The sequence below is a fragment of the Enterococcus florum genome, from assembly GCF_004309355.1.
Taxonomy (GTDB): domain Bacteria; phylum Bacillota; class Bacilli; order Lactobacillales; family Enterococcaceae; genus Enterococcus_A; species Enterococcus_A florum.
In genome coordinates this window covers 129,631-147,426 of sequence record NZ_BJCC01000019.1, presented here as the reverse complement: position 1 = coordinate 147,426, position 17,796 = coordinate 129,631, and the positions used below count along the sequence as shown (strand labels likewise).

The window sequence follows — 17,796 nt, the reverse complement described above, 5'->3', positions numbered from 1 at the left end:
GTGTGCTTTGAAAACATTGATATAACAAGGGCTGATAATTATGAAATTAGCTCAATTAAAAATTGTGGAGGTTTTTTTATGACAGAGACAAGTCTTTATATCGTGCGCCACGGAAAAACAATGTTCAACACACTTGAACGTGTCCAAGGTTGGTGCGATACTCCGTTGACACGAAACGGCCGTCAGGGAATTCGTTACGTAGGATTAGGATTACAGGATACACCGTTTGAAGAAGCGTACTCGAGCGATTCCGGACGGGCGATCGAAACCATGCGGATTCTTTTAGGAGAACACCCCGAAGGAAAAAATCTACCTTATCATGTTGATCCTCGCATTCGTGAATGGTGCTTTGGTTCTTTAGAAGGAGCCTATGACGCTGAAATGTGGGGAGTCCTGCCTCGAGTTCTTGATTTCAAAACTGAAGATGATCTTTTCGCAACAGAGGTTACTTTTGAAGAAATCGCTCGAGCAATCGTCGGAGCAGATACGGCAAGCTGGGCAGAGCCTTATGAAAAAATCAAAGAGCGTGTCTGGAATGGCTTCGAGGACATTGCACAGCGACGTGAAAAACAAGGTGGAGGCAACGTTCTTATCGTCTCTCACGGCTTAACGATCGCGTTTTTGCTTAGTCTGATCGATACAAAACAACCCGTTCGTGCAAACTTATTAAATGGAAGTGTGAATCGTATCGACTACAAAGATGGGGAGTTTTCGATCCGCGCAATCAATGACATCAGCTACCTGGAACGTGGAAAAAGTATTGTTTCTAAGGATCAAGAGTAATCATAGGAAAGACTGCTGAACAACACGGCAGTCTTTTTTTAGTTAAAATTTTTTATGCTCTAACAAATGGGTTTGTCTTTTGAACTTGCTAAGCGATTCTTAAAAAAACCTTTCTGATATTTCAATGGTTTTTTAGATATCGAAACGGTATACTGAATTATGTTACTAAGCAGAAAGGAACTAGATATGTGATTATTAATATTTTTAAAGCAATTATCCTTGGCATCGTAGAAGGAATTACGGAATGGCTGCCTATCTCTTCAACGGGACATTTGATTCTGGTGGATGAATTTATCAAAATGGATATCAGCCCAGCCTTCACAGAAATGTTCAATGTCGTTATTCAATTGGGGGCTATCATGGCGGTTGTTGTCTTGTACTTCGACAAGTTGAACCCCTTCTCAGTGAAAAAAGATGCGCAGCAAAAATCGGATACTTGGTCTTTGTGGTCTAAAGTAATTGTTGCTTGTGTGCCGGCTGCTGTGCTGGGGCTCATTTTTGATGATTATCTAGATGCACATTTCCACCGTTTTTTGCCAGTAGCGATTATGTTGATTGTCTACGGGATCGCCTTTATTGTCGTTGAAAAACAAAACAAAAGCAAAACACCAAAATGTACCTCTTTAGCTGATTTTACTTATAAAGCAGCTTTGATTGTCGGATTTTTCCAAGTGCTTTCTCTCATTCCTGGAACCTCTCGTTCTGGTGCGACAATCCTTGGAGCGATTTTGATCGGGGCTTCTCGTTTTGTCGCCACTGAGTTTTCCTTTTTCTTGGGGATTCCAGTGATGTTCGGAGCCAGCGGGTTAAAGATCGTTAAATTTTTGGCCAACGGCAATACCTTTGGCGTACAGGAAATTCTGGTCCTGCTCGTCGGAATGGTAACAGCTTTTATCGTTTCGATCATTGCTATTAAATTCTTGTTGGATTATATCAAGCGAAATGACTTTACTGTTTTTGGATGGTATCGAATCATTTTAGGAGCAATTTTGATCATCTATTGGCTGGTCGCAATGTAAGCAGCAGATTATTCTGTTGCTTTTTTATATTCATTACAACTAACCTAATTGATAAAGGTTATCATTCCAGCGAATAATCTAATTGATAATCACTTTCGTTCTCATTTAGGGATTTCTATTATCAATTAGCAACCTCTTGTGATATGCTTTATTTGAGAGGAGGAATTCCTATGAGTAAAGAAGAAAAACAAGCCTTTTTCTCTACTGTCTGCTGCTTGATCTTTCTGATTTCGGGAAAAACAATCGAATTAATGGATGTTTCCTTTTATCCGCTTTTATTTGTCATCGCCATTGTATCAGGTGGATGGAAGCAGACCTTTGAAGGAGTTTCAGAACTAATCCATGAAAAAACGTTAAATGTCGACTTATTAATGGCTTTAGCAGCTATTGGTGCTTGTCTGATAGGCAATTGGTTTGAAGGAGCGATGCTGACGTTTATTTTCTGTTTAAGCGGCGCGTTGGAGGAGTACGCAACCAATAAAAGCACGAAAGAGATTACTGCTTTAATGAATCTTTCCCCTTCCACTGCATTGAAATTGACTCCTGATAATAAAACGATAGAAACGGATGTCAATGATTTGATCATTTCAGATCTCGTATTTGTTCCTAAGGGCAGTGCTGTCCCGATTGACGGAATTTTACTGGATGATCATTCGTCCATTGATGAATCTGCTATTTCTGGTGAATCGATTCCTGTTGAAAAAAGAAAAGGCGAAGAAGTCTTTGGGGGAACGATCAACACCGGGCAAGCGTTCACGATGAAGGTGACTAAAACAAGCAAAAACACGCTGTTTGCTCAAATAATTAAACTAGTTGAAAATGCGCAAAGCGAAACCAGTGCCACTGCCAGTTTTATCGAAAAAATTGAGAATAGCTATGTGAAAATCGTTTTGTTGGCGGTTCCTTTGGTGATTTTGATTACTCATTTTATCGTAGGGTGGTCCTTCCAGGAAAGTTTTTACCGCGGAATGGTTTTATTGGTGGTTGCCTCTCCTTGTGCTTTGGTTGCCTCTGCGACACCAGCTACGCTTTCTGCGATCTCTAATGGTGCCAAAAAAGGAGTGCTATTCAAATCAGGGAAAAATCTTGAACAATTAGCGGATTTAAAAGCGGTCTCCTTTGACAAAACAGGAACCTTGACTCAAGGAAAACCCAGAGTCACCGATTTTCATGCTCTTGATCCTGATCCGCTTATTCCTAGATTGTTTGCTTCAATGGAAGCACAATCAACGCATCCTTTGGCTCTAGCAACAGTTCGCTTTTTCGAAAATGAAACCCGAATAAGTAATCTAAAAGTCGAAGAAAAAGCCGGATATGGCTTGGAAGCTGATTATGCTGGATACACCTGGAGTTTGGGAAAAACAGCGCAATACACTGAGGATTCAGAAATTGGCGACATGATTCGGGCATGGCGAAATGATGGGAAAACATTGATTTTTTTATCCAAGAATCAGCGGTTGATGGCTATGTTGGCGTTGATCGATCTGCCGAAGAAAGATACTGCAAGTATGATCTCCTATTTTAAAAACGAAAACATTCATACGACTATGCTGACTGGCGATCACGAAGGCTCTGCAGCGTTTGTCGCAAAGGCTGTAGGAATCGATGATTATTATGCCAATTGCCTGCCTCAAGAAAAAACAGTGTTGGTTCAAGAACTTAAAGAGAAATACACGGTTAATGCAATGGTTGGTGATGGAATCAACGATGCCCCTGCCTTAGCAACGGCGACAATTGGTGTGGCTATGGGAGAGGGAACCGATGTCGCTATGGATGTTTCCGATATTGTTTTGATGAAAAATGATTTGAACAAACTGGTTTATAGTCATCGACTTGCTAAAAAATTAAAACGGATCGTAAAACAAAATATCATTTTTTCTTTAACTGTGATTGCATTGTTGATCATTAGTAATTTTGCTCAGTTCTTAAATTTACCTTTAGGTGTTATCGGTCACGAAGGAAGTACGATTCTAGTGATTTTCAACGGGTTAAGAATGCTCCTGCCGTTAAAAGACCTTTCATCAGACCAAAATGACACAAAATGTTTGGAATGTCCGCTTTATCAAGTCTCTCATTGATGTTAAGGAAAAAAACTTGTCACGATTTTATTGCATTGCTGAAAGGCTTTATGTATAATGAGTAATGTTGAATTGTACGGATTTCCCGTATAAGACTGAATTCGGAGGTGAAACCCATGCCAAACATTGAATCTGCAATCAAACGTGTTCGTACTAGCGAAAACGCAAACGTGAAAAACTCTTCTCAAATGAGCGCAATGCGCACAACGATCAAGAAATTTGAAGAAGCTGTTGCTGCTGGTGCTGAAAATACAGAAGAACTTTTCAAAGCTGCTACTAAAGCAATCGATATGGCTGAATCAAAAGGATTGATCCATAAAAACAAAGCAAGCCGTGACAAAGCACGTCTATCAAAAAAAGTGGCAAAATAAAAAACCGATCCTCAGATCGGTTCAGACTGCAGGTATGATCTTTATCAAAGACTCATACCTGCAGTTTTTTATTTGATCATGGCTGTCGTTTGCAGTATGAACAATTGGAATGCCAATTCTTTGTCTGATTGCCCGGTTTTGATTTGATAATCATTTTCGGCTAAACGGTCAAACATCTTGATCAGCGTCTCTAATGGAAACTTCGCCACTTGCTGCATTGCTAATTTAACACGATAGGGATGGATACCTAATGCTTCAGCAATATTGGCTTGCTGGTAGCCGATCTTTTGTAAGATCTTCGTTTGCAGCAGCAATCGAATTTGACCGATCAAAATAGCATTGAGCTTGATCGTCTCTTCTCCCTGAAGATGCAATTCCTCATATGTTCGGTAAGCCTGTTCACTGTTGCCCTTCAGAATCTGTTCTGTCAGTTCGAACACATTCTGTTCCAATGTTTTTGGGACGAGGTCACGCACTTGTTGCAAGGTGATCGTTTCACCTTCACCGGCCAGCAACAATAATTTATCCAGCTCATTCATGGCTTTCGTGAGATCAAAATCTGTCAATCTCAGAAATAAGTCGAAGGCCTCTTTTGAGATTTTCGCTTGCTCGTTGCTGATGTAGCGTTGCAAAAAGCTTCTTAAGTCTGACTCCTGTAAAGGAGCCGCCTCGATTACAGCTGCTTGTTTTTTCAAGGCCTTAGTGATTTTTTTTCTAGCGTCTAACTTCGGATAGCTCGCCCAGAACACTAAAACGGTTGAACTCAATGGATTTTTTAAATAATTTAACAGCAACTCCGTATTTTGTTCAGGAGCATTGGCTTTTTTCTCTCCAGTCAAAAAGAAAGGTCTTTCAACGAAAACCAATCGATAATCTCCAAAAAAAGGGAGCGTTTCCGCTTCTCCGATTACCTGCTCTAATGTCGCCTCTTCCATGTCGAAGTTCATGAAGTTTAATTCTTCTAAATCATCTTTCTTCATTCTAGTCATAAAAGCGTCTCGTAACTGTTGTTGAAAGAAAATCTCTGTGCCCGTAATCAAATAGACCGGTCGGAGCTTGCCCGTTCGAATCTCTTGTAATGCTTGTTGTGTATTCATGATTTCCCTCCCGCCATCTCATGCTACCATGTTTACCCCTCAAAATCTATCATCTTCTCGATTTTTCCGCTGCCAAACAATGGCAGCCATCGATAATAAATCATTCCATGATGGTCCGTGCGTAGAATGCTGATCTGCTGGCGTTCGAGCGTGTCTATTGTCTTTGCTGTCGGATGTCCATACCGGTTATTCTTACCGACGGATATAACGGCTGTTTCGGGATTCACTGTGTCTATAAAAGACGTATCTGTTGAAGTATTACTTCCATGATGGCCAATCTTCAAGATATCTGCTTCCAGTTTAGGATAGTCTTCGATCACTGTTTTCTCTCCTGATTTCTCCAGATCCCCAGATAATAGAAATCGTTTGTGGCCGGCGGTAAAGTAGGTTACGATCGAATCATTGTTTTCGCCCTTACTCAGAATCGGTGCCAAAACAAAAAACTTCACCCTCTGACCTACTTGATCCCCTTTAGTAACAACATGAATTTTCGTGTACTTGTTCAGTTCGTGAAGCAAAGGAAGAATCTTCTTTTCAGATCCCTTTCCGATGTACAAATTTCTTATCTTGATCTCTTTTGAAAGATGCAAAAGTTCTCCCATGTGATCAGCATCATTGTGTGTGATAATGACATGATCGATCTTGGAGATACCTAAACTTTTTATATGCGGAATCACAGTATAGTCGGACAAATGTGTCTGTTTTCTTTTTTGCCATCCTTCTTGCTTAAAATGCAATTGTCCTCCTGTATCTATTAAAAAGGTTTCGCGCTTAAAGGGCAGTTTTATCAGAGTGCTGTCTCCTTGTCCAACATCGATAAACGAAGCCGATCCATATGGAGAGTAAGAGATACTCAGTGTCACCAGCACTAGCAAAACGAGCACGGACATTAGTCTTTGTTTGTACTTCAACCGGTGAATCAGCACGCCAGTTAAAATGAGCAGTACGATCAGTTGACTAAGTGAAGGTTTGCCGATCGTAAGCATCGGTAATGTTATCAGTGAAATCAGTCGTTCAATTAAACTCACTATTTTTTCGAGAAAAAATAGCACGTTAGACGGCAGCTCCAATCCAAAACTAGTAACGAACAAAAAGGTGCAGACTGGTAACAAAAACCATTGGAAAACAGGGACCAGACAAAGAGTCAAAATGCCTGAAGTGATCGACCATTCAGAAAACTCATGAATTAAAATAGGAAATGCCAAAAATGAAAAAAGCAGGGTTTGTTTCCATCTCTTTTCAGTGAGTTGAGGCAAATAAACCAAAATCACTGAAAAAAATAGACTTAGACGTCCCCCTACTGAATACAAGATAAGCGGTCTAATCAAAAGAAGAGCCAATAAGCTGATCGACCACTGGTCCAGTCTAGAACTTTTCCAACCTAAACAATCACAGCTGAAAGTTATTAAATAAGCTGTGACAGCTCGCAAAACACTGATATTCCTTCCTGTCAAAATCGTAAAAAGCACTCCTATGACAATTAACACAAAGAGTCTTGATTCCTTAGTCATTCCCAACCTTTTCAGCAGCAAATGAAATGAGCCTAAATAGAATTGAACATGCATTCCTGATAACGTAAACAAATGAAGAATTCCATTGATCTTATAGGGAGTGATCCACTCGTCAAAGAATGCATCTTTATATCCGATCACAAGAGCATTAACATACGATGACAAGCGTTGCGGCAGCTTTTTTTGTATTCGCATAAACCAAGAATAACGGAGACGGTGCAATGAGAATCCTTTTACAGTGGTCGTTTTAAGATTTTGCACATCGACTCTGCCAACAATGCCTGAGCTGTAATCATAGTCTAATGCATTGAAACCGCCAAGATTTCTAGCAGAGTCAGCTTTATACGACTCACCAGTAATCAGCACATAGCTAGGAGGAGCTGCTGATAACCAAAGCTTTTGCTCTTTTTCGGATGGAAGTTGGTAGTACAAGCGGTATGATTTCCGTCCAGCGACTCCAATGAATTGCAGCGAAGAACCATTCACCTTAACTGTATCCTCTAAGACTTTAAAAACATCAGATTCCGGCATTTCCAGCGGTGCACGGAGTCGAGTGATACAAACCTGTGACCGAACGCCGACAACTAAACAGCTCAAGAAGGTCAGAGCGATCAGCTCCCTGCTTTTTGTCCAGCCAATGCGAATCAACAGCAACAGAAAAAGAACGAGCCATATCCAATGAAATCGATACAGCATCGCTCCTATTAATGCAGCCGTCAGGACAGGTAAAATGAGGTAATTACGAATAATTATCCTCAGGAAAAGCGGCAGCCTCTTCTCCTAACTGAAGTTTTGTAAAATATTTACTCTCCAAAATAACTTGGTGAGCACTTGCTCCTACCTGGTCGATCAATTCGATGGCATAAGGATCATTGCGATAATCCTTCAAGTAATGGATCTTTTTTATACCGGCTTGAAGCAGTGCTTTTGTACAATGTAAACAAGGGAAGTGTGTGACATAGACTTCCGCCTGATCTGTCGGTATTCCCAGTTTCGCACATTGCAGCAGTGCATTCATTTCAGCGTGGATCGTTCTCAGACAATGATTATCTACTACGTAACAGCCATCATCAATACAATGGACATCTCCACTCACAGAGCCATTATATCCTCCTGCAATGATTCGCTTGTCGCGTACGATTGTGGCCCCTACTTCTAAACGGCTGCAAGTACTTCTTAAAGATAGTAACACGGCTTGAGCCATAAAATATTGATCCCAAGGAATTCTTTCTGTCGTCAACTGCACTCTTCCTCTCTTTTTCTTATATTGTAATAGACTCTCGTAATTTTTCAAGCGTCTTTTGTCCGATCCCAGAAACCTTCGTCAACTCATCAATCGATTGAAAGCTGCCATTTTCTTCTCGATAATTCACAATGTCCTGGGCCTTTTTTTCTCCGATCCCGGAAAGCTGCTGCAATTCAGTTATGTCTGCTGTGTTAATATTGATTTGAATTTGTTCTTCCGCCTTTTTGTCCGCTTGTCCTCCTGTTTCTAGCTGTACTTCTGGAATTTCTTCTCCATTTTTTGGTACATAGACTACCTCTTGATCAGATAGCAGTTTAGCAAAATTGATCTGTTTTTGATCTGCCTCTTTAGTGAATCCACCAGCCAATTCAACGGCATCCATCAGACGCATCCCTTCCTTGATCCGGTAAAGACCAGGTTGATTGATCGCCCCTTTTACATCCACATACCATTCCTTTGATTCGCTAGATTGAGAGCTGGCAAACGTTTGTTCTGTCGATTCGCTGGAAAACAGCAGCGCCTCTTTCTTTTCTGGCAACCCTTGATTTCGCATGAACAAAAGCAAAACTGTAATCAGACTAATTCCGAAGATCGTCAGTGAAAGAATCCATTGCCTTTTAGTCAATCGTATATCCATCGCTTCCTCCTTTCTATTAACTTACGCAAAAAAACCGCCAAGTGGCGGTTTTTCCTAAAGTTTATTTAAATAATCCAGCGCATCCTGCACTGTTTTGACTGGAACGATCTTCATATCTGTCCCAAGTTTTTTTGCGGCTGATTCGGCTTCTTGATAATTGGTCTTGATATCTGGTTGAATTGCTTTCATTTCATTAGTGATATCATCATTGGGAGCAAAGAATATTTTTGCGCCACTCTCTGCTGCACTGGCCACCTTCTTATCGATACCGCCAATACGCCCAACCGTTCCTTCTGAATCGATCGTTCCTGTACCAGCAATTTCTTGGCCATGCCGCAGGTCTTTGCCGATCAATTGTTCGTAAATTTCTAAGGTAAACATCAACCCCGCTGAAGGTCCACCAATATTTCCTGCATCAATATCGATTTCTTCCTCCGATTTGATTTCAGTATGATCGGTTAACGTAATTCCGATTCCGGGTTTTTTGTCACTCGGTAATTCGATCAATTTGCCTTTTGCTGTTTTTGTTTCACCTTCGTGCTCAAATGTGACCGCTAATTCTTGTCCTACTTTTTGGCTTTTTACATAATCCATGAATTCTTGACTACTGGTGAAACTCTTGCCGTCAACTTTGGTGACTGTATCCCCGACAGTGATTTTGTCTGCAAAGTTTGAATTCTTCTCTACACCTAAGACATAGACTCCTTTGTATTGAAGATCATAGGGCTTTTGAGCAAGTTTTAACGCCTGTTCAATCGCAGCATTTTGTGAGGATTTCATATAGAATTGCTGCATTTGCTGGTATTCTTCATCGGTCGATCCACCTGTCAGCTCATCTGCAGATACAACATCTTCAAAAGGCTTGAATTGAGCAGCTAGTGCTCGAAAAGCAGTAGCTCGCCGAAAGCCTACAGAGGTCAAACTAAACGAGCCTTCTTGCTGATCCTCTTCTCCATTGACTGTGATTAATTGTTTTAAGTTAATCGTGTCGCCTGGTTGTTCAACATAATAAGGAATTGGAACGAGCATGCAAGCTGCAAATACAAGAATCAGCAAAGCAGTAAGGATTTTTTTTACAGGGACTTTATTATTTTTCAAATTGTTCACGCTTCTTTTCTAGGGCTTGATAGACTGGAGCAGGTAAATAGTCTTTGACATTTCCGTCAAACAGCATCACTTCTTTGAGAATCGTCGAACTGATATGACTGTACTCAGGGTTTGCTAGTAAAAAGACACTCTCCAATTCTGCAGATAGATGTTTGTTCATCAACGCAATTTCTTTTTCGTATTCATAATCTTTGACACTTCTGATTCCGCGTAGTAAAAACCGGACCCCAAGCTCTTCAGCAACTTCAACTGTCAGTTTTTGTGCTTGAGTAATCACTCTGACATTTGGAATATGTTGAACTGATGCTTCGACCAATCGTAGTTTTTCATCTGGTTCAAATAAACTTTTTTTTGAGGTATTGATAAAAACCCCAACAATCAACTCATCAAAAAGTTTTGCCCCTCGCTCGATCGTATCTAGGTGTCCCATTGTCAATGGATCAAAACTCCCTGGAAATAGTGCGATTCGTTTCATTTTTCCTCCTCCAAATCATAGATGGTAACAGCAGTAATTCCATAGATATGCCTTTTTCGTTGAACCAGCTGACCAATCCTCTCTGGAAGGGTGACTGCTTTATCTGTTTCACATACGATTACTGAATCAGCATTTAGTAATTCATGCTGTAACAGAAACTCGATTTGCTTGATGAGTTCCTGTTCCGCATATGGTGGATCCAACAACACAAGATCAAAGCGAACTTCCTCTTTTGCTAATTGCTGAATTGCCTGATTAGCGATCATTTTCATTAATTGAAACTTTTCGGGTTCTTTAGTCATAGCCACATTTTCTTTGATTACTTGCATCGCACGGTAATTTTTCTCGACCAATACCGCTTGGCTCATTCCTCGAGATATTGCTTCAATACCTAAAGACCCACTGCCAGAGAAAAGATCTAAAACACGTCCACCTGAAAAGTAGGGACCGATCATGTTAAAGATTGCTCCCTTTACTTTGTCCGTTGTAGGACGGGTAGTATTTCCTGACAAGGATTTGATTGTTCTGCCTCCGTATTCACCTGCAACGACTCGCATGATATTCTCCTTTTTCTTCAGAATCTATCTTATTATAAAAGAAAAAGATGAAAAATGTTTGATCAAATCAGACATTTTTCATCTTCGTTAGACTGTCTCAGCTAAACGTATCTTTGTGTTGGCTTCTACGACATCTAATTCCTCTTCGTCTTTCACTTGATATGCAGCTTTCGTCCCGATTCGGTCAGCAAAATTCATCTCAATGTCTGGTCTATAAGAGCGCTCGACACGACGAACAAAGTGCAAAGCAGCAAGTTTATTTTCGATCTCATCGACGTCGTCTTCATTCACGTATAATACAACATATTTAAGCTTCCGAGAAACATAATGAATCAGACCATGACGTTTCAAATTTTTCAGCTGTTTCAATGAATAGACCCAGACGATCAATCCACGTCTCTTTTGTACGATAAATTCCGAATTATCCATGACAAGTCCCCTTACATGTATGACCTTTTGTTTCAAAAAATGGATTCCCAGCCTCTACCTTGATTTCTGGTGACAACGTGGAAGCAATAGATTGCCCAAGCGAATCCAATAGTGTTTGCAAATCCGTCTCTGCCAACCGAAAAGCAGCCACCTTCTCATTCAGATCCAAAGTGCGCTTGGCTTTGCGTACGCTTCTCTGTTTCTCAGAAAAATCCGGTGCATACTCACCAAAGTTTTGAATTTGTTCAAAAGCTTCTTTTTTGGCCACAAACTCTTTTTTTATCCTCTGCACATCCAAGCAGGCGTTCATTTGTTTCTTTTTGTTGATATAAGTACAAAATGTATTGCTCATTTTGATCTCCCCAATCAAATCAAGGGTTTGATCCTCCAGAGCAAACAATGATTCGTTGATAATCACCTTAGTCACTGTCCTTTGTTTGATTTGCTTCCTGTAACAAGACTAGCACATTTTCATGATTAAACGCAACGTCTATTTGTTCTTGCTGCTGATCAGAAAAAAATTCGTGGTACGAGTTTTGGGTAAGCCATTGAAAGACGGTGAAGGTTGGATCTATGACCGGTGAATAGAATAACCCTGGATCTTTTGCTAAACCATTTATTTTTTTCAACTGATCGAGTTCTTCAGGACGCAAGCTGAAGGGCATACTATTCAGTCGAGCACTCTGCTTAGATAACCATTCTTCATGCCGCTCATCTGACAAAAGATCTTCAGGTGCAGATAAAAAATCGTCAAGCAGTTTCTGGCTGTGGCTTTCTTTTTCAGTCTGAAATGAATAAGCAGGCAGCTTTTGACCTCTTCGGAAAAAATTAACGACTTCTGTCAATCGCTGTGCCTTTTGTTGATTAATGACCATCCAGTCGAGTTCGCTTTCCTGGACGAGAAAAGAAAGCGGATTGCCGCTGTTGATTTGGTAAGGCATCAATCGCAAGAGCATTTCAATGTTCATATAGCTGAGACCCAGAAGCCGATCCTTCTTTGCGTCAAAAAAAGCAATCGCAAACGTTCCATTGTCAAAAGCAATCAAAGGACGATAGCGCATATCTTCTTCGCTTAATTCGATGTCAACGGGCTCCTCGTCATAGGAAACAGCAAAATTAGCAGACAAGCTCATCTGCTGAGCTAATTGTTGATTCGTCATCCCAAAGGTAAAAGGAGCACTCTCTGATTTTGCACTAAACATGTTAATTGAAACAACCGTGCCTTCTTCAATATTGACTTCTAAAGATCCCTTTTCAAGAGGATAGATCCGAGTTTCGTAAAAAAAACCACTTTGTTCGATGCGTGCAGGTTCCCCAAAGTTCATTTCGACTTCCGTTAGCGGCTGATCGACATATTGGGCATAACCTTCCGTTTGGATCGTTTCGTGTCGGATCGATTTATGGGTCGCAGGCCGATTTTGCTGCTCCACTGGCGACGGCTCTGCAGGTTTTGGCGGAAAAATGATCGGCTGTACATAGTAACCAATCAAAACGATGATAAAGATACTAAGAAAGCCGATCATTCTCTTCAAACCAGAACACTCCTAATTTTCTTTTACTTCAATCAATAAATCACCGGAAGAAATGCTTTCGCCTTCTTCTACGTAAATATGGTCGACTTTTCCATCAAAACGTGCATCGATGGACGTTTCCATTTTCATTGCCTCAGTGATCAGCAAAGGTTGGCCCTTCTCAACATGTTCTCCGCGCTTAACAAGTACTTTGAGAACCGAGCCGGACATCGTCGCTCCGATTTGTTCACGATTTGTTGGTTCGGCTTTACGTTTGGTTTGTACTGAACTCTTGATGGATGAATCTTTGACGGTGATCTCCCGTCTTTGACCATTCAAATTAAAGAACAGTGTACGATTGCCTTCAATATCTGCTTCACCGATCTCGTCTAAACGGATGATCAACATTTTTCCTTTTTCGATCTGAACATTGATCGTTTCACCAAGACGCATTCCAGTGAAAAATGTAGGAGTATCCAATAATGTGACATCTCCAAATTGACTATACGCTTTTTGATAATCGAGGAACACTTGCGGATACATCAAATAGCTGAGAATATCCGTCTTACTCGGCTCAAAACCAATCATTTCTGCCAGTTCACTTTTTACTTTCTCAAAATCCACGGGAGCTGCCAGTGAACCAGGTCGTTCATCTAAGGCAGGGCGACCCTGTAAAATGATCTTGCGCAACTCTTTAGGAAATCCACCTACTGGTTGGCCAATCTCTCCTTGGAAGAAGCTGATCACAGAATCCGGATAGCTTAATTCATCGCCTCGATCATAAATATCTTGTTCAGTTAAATCGTTTTGAACCATAAACAAGGCCATATCGCCAACGACTTTCGAGGAAGGCGTTACTTTTACGATGTCACCAAACATCATATTTACGGATTGGTACATTGCTTTGATTTCATCCCAACGGTCACCCAAACCTACCGCCTTTGCTTGTTGTTGCAGATTTGAGTACTGTCCACCCGGCATCTCATGCTGGTAGACCTCTGTTTGAGCTGCTACGATTCCATTTTCAAAGCTTTGATAGTAAGGCCGGACATCTTCCCAATAATGGTTCAATTGCTGAACATTATTTAAACTGATATCTGGTGTTCTTCCAGCATTCTCTAAAGCATAGTATAAACTACTTAGGCTCGGTTGGCTCGTTGCACCACTCATAGCACTCATAGCAACGTCGACAATATCGACACCAGCCTTAACTGCAGCAGAACACGTAATAATCCCATTTCCGGCAGTATCATGGGTGTGTAAATGAACTGGCAAACTAGTCACTTCCTTCAACTCGCTCACCAATCGATACGCCGCCTGAGGTTTCAGCAATCCTGCCATATCCTTGATTGCAATAATATGCGCTCCAGCGTCCTCTAAAGCCTTTGCCATGTCCTTGTAGTATTGAACATTGTACTTCGTTCGAGCAGGGTCTAAAATGTCGCCGGTGTAGCAAATCGCAGCCTCAGCAATTTTTCCAGAATCCCGTACGACCTGAATGCTTTTTTCCATTTGAGGAATCCAGTTTAAGCTATCGAAAATACGAAAGACGTCAATGCCTCGATGAGCCGCTTCTTTGATAAATTCTTCAATCACATTGTCTGGATAATTGGAATAGCCTACTGCATTCGAGCCTCGGAATAGCATTTGAAGCAGCGTATTCGGCATAGCTTTACGCAGCAATTTCAGTCGTTTCCAAGGATCCTCGCTTAAGAAACGATACGCAACATCAAAAGTTGCTCCCCCCCACATTTCACTTGAAAATAATTCAGGGAGCGCCTGGCTGGTTGCTTGAGCGATATTTACAAAATCGTGTGTTCGTACTCGGGTAGCCAATAAACTTTGATGGGCATCACGGAACGTTGTATCTGTCAACAAAACATTTTTTTGACTTTTAACCCATTGAGCAACAGCCACTGCCCCTTTAGTATCTAAGATTTGTTTAGCTGTTTCAACTGTCCGAATCTCTAGATCCTTCGCTTGTCTAGGCAGCTCAAAGAAAGGCTTCTTTTTCTTTTCAATCCCTGGAAATCCATTGACTGTGATCTCAGAAATGTATCGCATCGTTTTATTTCCACGATCTCGTACTCTAGGGAATTCAAACAACTCAGGCGTATTATCAATAAACGTTGTCTTCGCATCACCGCTTTGGAAAACCGGGTGACTGATGACATTATGCATGAATGGAATATTAGTTTTGACACCCCGAATTCTGAATTCACGTAAACAACGCTGCATTTTTTGAATTGTTTGGTCAAAAGTCAACGCATGGGTACAAACCTTCACAAGCAAGGAATCGAAATGCGGACTCACAACAGCACCGGCATAAGCATTCCCAACATCTAAACGAACCCCAAATCCCCCTGGAGAGCGATACGTATCAATCTTACCGGTGTCTGGCATAAAGCCGTTCAACGGATCCTCCGTCGTGACACGACACTGGATCGCAGAGCCGCTCATGGTTACCTTTTCTTGAGTCGGCAAACCGATCTCTTTATGCAGATCCTTACCTTGAGCGATCAAAAGCTGCGTCGTCACAATATCAACACCTGTGATCAGTTCGGTAATCGTATGCTCTACTTGAACCCTAGGATTAACCTCAATAAAGTAGAATTTGTCTCCCTCAACGAGAAACTCCACAGTACCAGCATTGATGTAGCCCACGTGTTTCATCAATTGAACTGCTGCACCGCAAATCGCCTGACGCTGCTCGTCAGTTAAAGAAAGACAAGGTGCAACCTCAACGACTTTTTGATGACGCCGTTGGACAGAACAATCTCGCTCAAATAAGTGAATCACATTGCCATGACTGTCGCCAAGAATCTGTACTTCAATATGCTTGGGATTTCCAATGTATTTTTCTACATAGACTTCGTCGCTTCCAAAAGCCGCTTTTGCTTCACTTTTTGCTCTCTCGTATCCTTCACGGGCCTCTTTTTCATCATGAGCAACCCGCATGCCTCGACCGCCGCCGCCTAAAGCAGCTTTGATCATGATCGGATATCCGTGGGAATCTGCGAAAGCTAAAATATCATTGACGGAATCAACTGGCCCATCTGATCCAGGAATCGAAGCAATTCCTGCATCCAAAGCAGCGGTTTTGGCTTTAATTTTATCTCCAAAAATATCTAGATGATGGACGGAAGGCCCAACAAAAACAATTCCCTCTTCTTCGCAACGTTTCGCAAATTCGAGATTTTCTGATAAAAAACCGTATCCAGGGTGAATGGCATCTGCTTTTGCTTCTTTCGCTACACGGATAATGTCTTCAATATCTAAATAAGCATCGATCGGCTTTTTCCCTTTACCAACTAAATAAGCCTCGTCTGCTTTGAATCGATGCACAGAGTAGGTATCTTCTTCAGCAAATACCCCAACTGTTTTGATCCCCAACTCGCTGCACGCACGAAAAATCCTTGTTGCGATTTCCCCACGATTTGCCACTAATACTTTTTTCATGCACTTCACTCCTGACTTTTCAAATATTCATATTCAATCGCAAGTTTAGTTCGTTTTTCATCAGCACTGATGTTCAATGCAAACGCAACACCTACTGACAACACCAGCAAACTATTTCCTCCTTGACTCAAGAAAGGAAACGTAATACCGGTCAACGGAATCAAACCTAACAATCCACCAAGATTAATAAACAACTGCAATAAAAATAAACTGCCAATTCCAATACAAATCAAGGAATTGAATGTTTTTTTAGAACGTATCCCTACTAGAAAGATACGGATGATCATAAAAATAAGGACACCTAAAATCAGCAATGCGCCAATCAGTCCTACCTCTTCAATGACAATCGAAAAAATAAAATCTGTATGGGCTTCACTTAAGAACCCTTTTTTTTCAATACTATTGCCAAGTCCGCGTCCGAACCAGCCGCCATTATACATCGCGTAATAGCCATTGACCAATTGGTGCCCTTGGTCTAATTCATATTTAAAGGGGTTTTGGAAGCTTTCAAAGCGGCTAACGATATATTGAAACCGCGCAGGAAAAATATACTTCCCAAAATTGATCAAAAACTCAATAATCAAATAACTTCCAGCAATTCCACCAGTCGCTACGATCAAACTGTACACCCAATTGATTCCGCTGGCTAATAAAAGAATAACTGCCAATAAAGTGATGATTGCTGCATTCCCCATATCTGGCTGGATGGCAACTAATAAAACCATCAACAGCACTAATATCATCGGCCGTTTCATATCAGACCAAAAATTCTCTTGGATCGTATCTTGCCGTTTTGATAAAATGTAAGACAAGTACCAGATAACCATGATTTTTAGATATTCAGCCGGCTGCATGTTTAGAGGACCAATGCTGATCCACCCCTTTGCCCCATTGATCTCATCCCCAAGGAATAACGTAATGATCAACAAAACGAAAATCAGCAATGTAGAAAAAACAATCAATTGCTGACTTTTTAGTACATCTGTTTTCATTTTATACATCAATGTGATGACAACAAGGCTGACGAGCCAAAAGGCTGCCTGTGTAATGACCAGTGAGGAAGGACTTCGGTCAGCTGAAATCAGCAAGTACGAAGTTGAGCTGTAAACAAAAATCAACCCGACGATCGAAAGAACCAAATAGGGAATTAAAATACTATAATCTAAAAAGTGACGTTTCCTCAGCTTAGGCAAGGATTACTCCTCCTCGCTAATTTCTTGTTGATTTTCATATATTTCAGTGTAAAGGCCATTCAGCTCAGCTTCCAGATCACTTAACATCTGCTGTCCTCGACCTTTTTCTAAAATGCCAATTCTCTCTGCAAAAAACACTTGTCGTGAAAAGCCGTACATCTGCGTATCGACAACTTCTTCAAAAGCTTTACATTGGGAGATACAGAGACTATTTTGTTGATTGCGAATCAACAGCTTGATGCGTTCAGCATCGTCATTCAGTATTTTTAGAGCAAAATCAGAAGATACGGTTTCCATTTTTGCTTCCCTCCTATCTTAGTTTC

The 17,796-nt window shown here is 41.0% G+C and carries 17 protein-coding genes; 4 read left to right on the top strand and 13 right to left on the bottom strand.

Annotated features, from left to right (window positions below; translation table 11 throughout):
• The first annotated feature begins 78 nt into the window (after positions 1-78).
• The 4 genes from NRIC_RS12275 (at position 79) to rpsT (ending at position 4,251) form a co-directional block, all read left to right on the top strand.
• On the top strand, positions 79-783 hold the full coding sequence (locus NRIC_RS12275) for a histidine phosphatase family protein (protein ID WP_146622996.1): 705 nt from the start codon (positions 79-81) through the stop codon (positions 781-783).
• A gap of 188 nt (positions 784-971) precedes the next feature.
• Entirely contained in the window at positions 972-1,802 is an 831-nt protein-coding gene (locus tag NRIC_RS12270) for an undecaprenyl-diphosphate phosphatase (RefSeq protein WP_146622995.1), read from the top strand.
• Positions 1,803-1,972: 170 nt separating this feature from the next.
• Complete coding sequence (locus tag NRIC_RS12265; RefSeq protein ID WP_146622994.1) at positions 1,973-3,880, top strand: heavy metal translocating P-type ATPase; 1,908 nt, start codon at positions 1,973-1,975, stop codon at positions 3,878-3,880.
• Between the two features lie 116 nt (positions 3,881-3,996).
• Complete coding sequence (gene rpsT / locus NRIC_RS12260; protein WP_146622993.1) at positions 3,997-4,251, top strand: 30S ribosomal protein S20; 255 nt, start codon at positions 3,997-3,999, stop codon at positions 4,249-4,251.
• Positions 4,252-4,319: 68 nt separating this feature from the next.
• Here the strand turns inward: rpsT and holA are convergent, their stop codons facing one another.
• From holA to NRIC_RS12195, 13 genes are all read right to left on the bottom strand, one after another.
• Complete coding sequence (gene holA / locus NRIC_RS12255; RefSeq protein ID WP_146622992.1) at positions 4,320-5,348, bottom strand: DNA polymerase III subunit delta; 1,029 nt, start codon at positions 5,346-5,348, stop codon at positions 4,320-4,322.
• 32 nt (positions 5,349-5,380) lie between these two features.
• Positions 5,381-7,555 carry a DNA internalization-related competence protein ComEC/Rec2 gene (locus NRIC_RS12250; RefSeq protein WP_227873791.1) on the bottom strand — a complete coding sequence of 725 codons (2,175 nt, stop codon included), beginning with the start codon at positions 7,553-7,555 and terminating at the stop codon, positions 5,381-5,383.
• 43 nt (positions 7,556-7,598) lie between these two features.
• Positions 7,599-8,099 (bottom strand): ComE operon protein 2, encoded by a 501-nt coding sequence (locus NRIC_RS12245; RefSeq protein WP_146622990.1) that lies wholly within the window; start codon positions 8,097-8,099, stop codon positions 7,599-7,601.
• Between the two features lie 22 nt (positions 8,100-8,121).
• Positions 8,122-8,742 carry a helix-hairpin-helix domain-containing protein gene (locus tag NRIC_RS12240; protein ID WP_146622989.1) on the bottom strand — a complete coding sequence of 207 codons (621 nt, stop codon included), beginning with the start codon at positions 8,740-8,742 and terminating at the stop codon, positions 8,122-8,124.
• Between the two features lie 54 nt (positions 8,743-8,796).
• Positions 8,797-9,849 carry a SepM family pheromone-processing serine protease gene (locus NRIC_RS12235; protein ID WP_307720541.1) on the bottom strand — a complete coding sequence of 351 codons (1,053 nt, stop codon included), beginning with the start codon at positions 9,847-9,849 and terminating at the stop codon, positions 8,797-8,799.
• The gene (gene coaD / locus NRIC_RS12230) at positions 9,830-10,324 is read right to left on the bottom strand and encodes a pantetheine-phosphate adenylyltransferase (protein ID WP_146622988.1); all 495 of its coding nucleotides are present in this window, start codon (positions 10,322-10,324) and stop codon (positions 9,830-9,832) included. Before coaD ends, NRIC_RS12235 begins: the two co-directional genes overlap by 20 nt.
• Positions 10,321-10,884, bottom strand: coding sequence for a 16S rRNA (guanine(966)-N(2))-methyltransferase RsmD (gene rsmD, locus NRIC_RS12225; protein WP_307720542.1), 564 nt, complete (start codon positions 10,882-10,884; stop codon positions 10,321-10,323). Before rsmD ends, coaD begins: the two co-directional genes overlap by 4 nt.
• 84 nt (positions 10,885-10,968) lie before the next feature.
• Positions 10,969-11,310, bottom strand: a complete 342-nt coding sequence (locus NRIC_RS12220; protein WP_146622986.1) for a YlbG family protein — start codon at positions 11,308-11,310, stop codon at positions 10,969-10,971.
• Positions 11,303-11,728 carry a YlbF/YmcA family competence regulator gene (locus tag NRIC_RS12215; protein ID WP_146622985.1) on the bottom strand — a complete coding sequence of 142 codons (426 nt, stop codon included), beginning with the start codon at positions 11,726-11,728 and terminating at the stop codon, positions 11,303-11,305. The genes NRIC_RS12220 and NRIC_RS12215 overlap by 8 nt, the downstream gene beginning before the upstream one ends.
• Position 11,729: 1 nt before the next feature.
• Positions 11,730-12,833, bottom strand: a complete 1,104-nt coding sequence (locus NRIC_RS12210) for a CAP-associated domain-containing protein (protein ID WP_227873792.1) — start codon at positions 12,831-12,833, stop codon at positions 11,730-11,732.
• Positions 12,834-12,854: 21 nt separating this feature from the next.
• A complete protein-coding gene (locus tag NRIC_RS12205; RefSeq protein WP_146622983.1) occupies positions 12,855-16,280 on the bottom strand; it encodes a pyruvate carboxylase in 3,426 nt (1,141 codons plus the stop codon).
• A gap of 5 nt (positions 16,281-16,285) precedes the next feature.
• Complete coding sequence (locus NRIC_RS12200; protein ID WP_146622982.1) at positions 16,286-17,473, bottom strand: FtsW/RodA/SpoVE family cell cycle protein; 1,188 nt, start codon at positions 17,471-17,473, stop codon at positions 16,286-16,288.
• Between the two features lie 3 nt (positions 17,474-17,476).
• Complete coding sequence (locus NRIC_RS12195; protein ID WP_146622981.1) at positions 17,477-17,770, bottom strand: DUF1507 family protein; 294 nt, start codon at positions 17,768-17,770, stop codon at positions 17,477-17,479.
• Positions 17,771-17,796 lie beyond the last annotated feature (26 nt).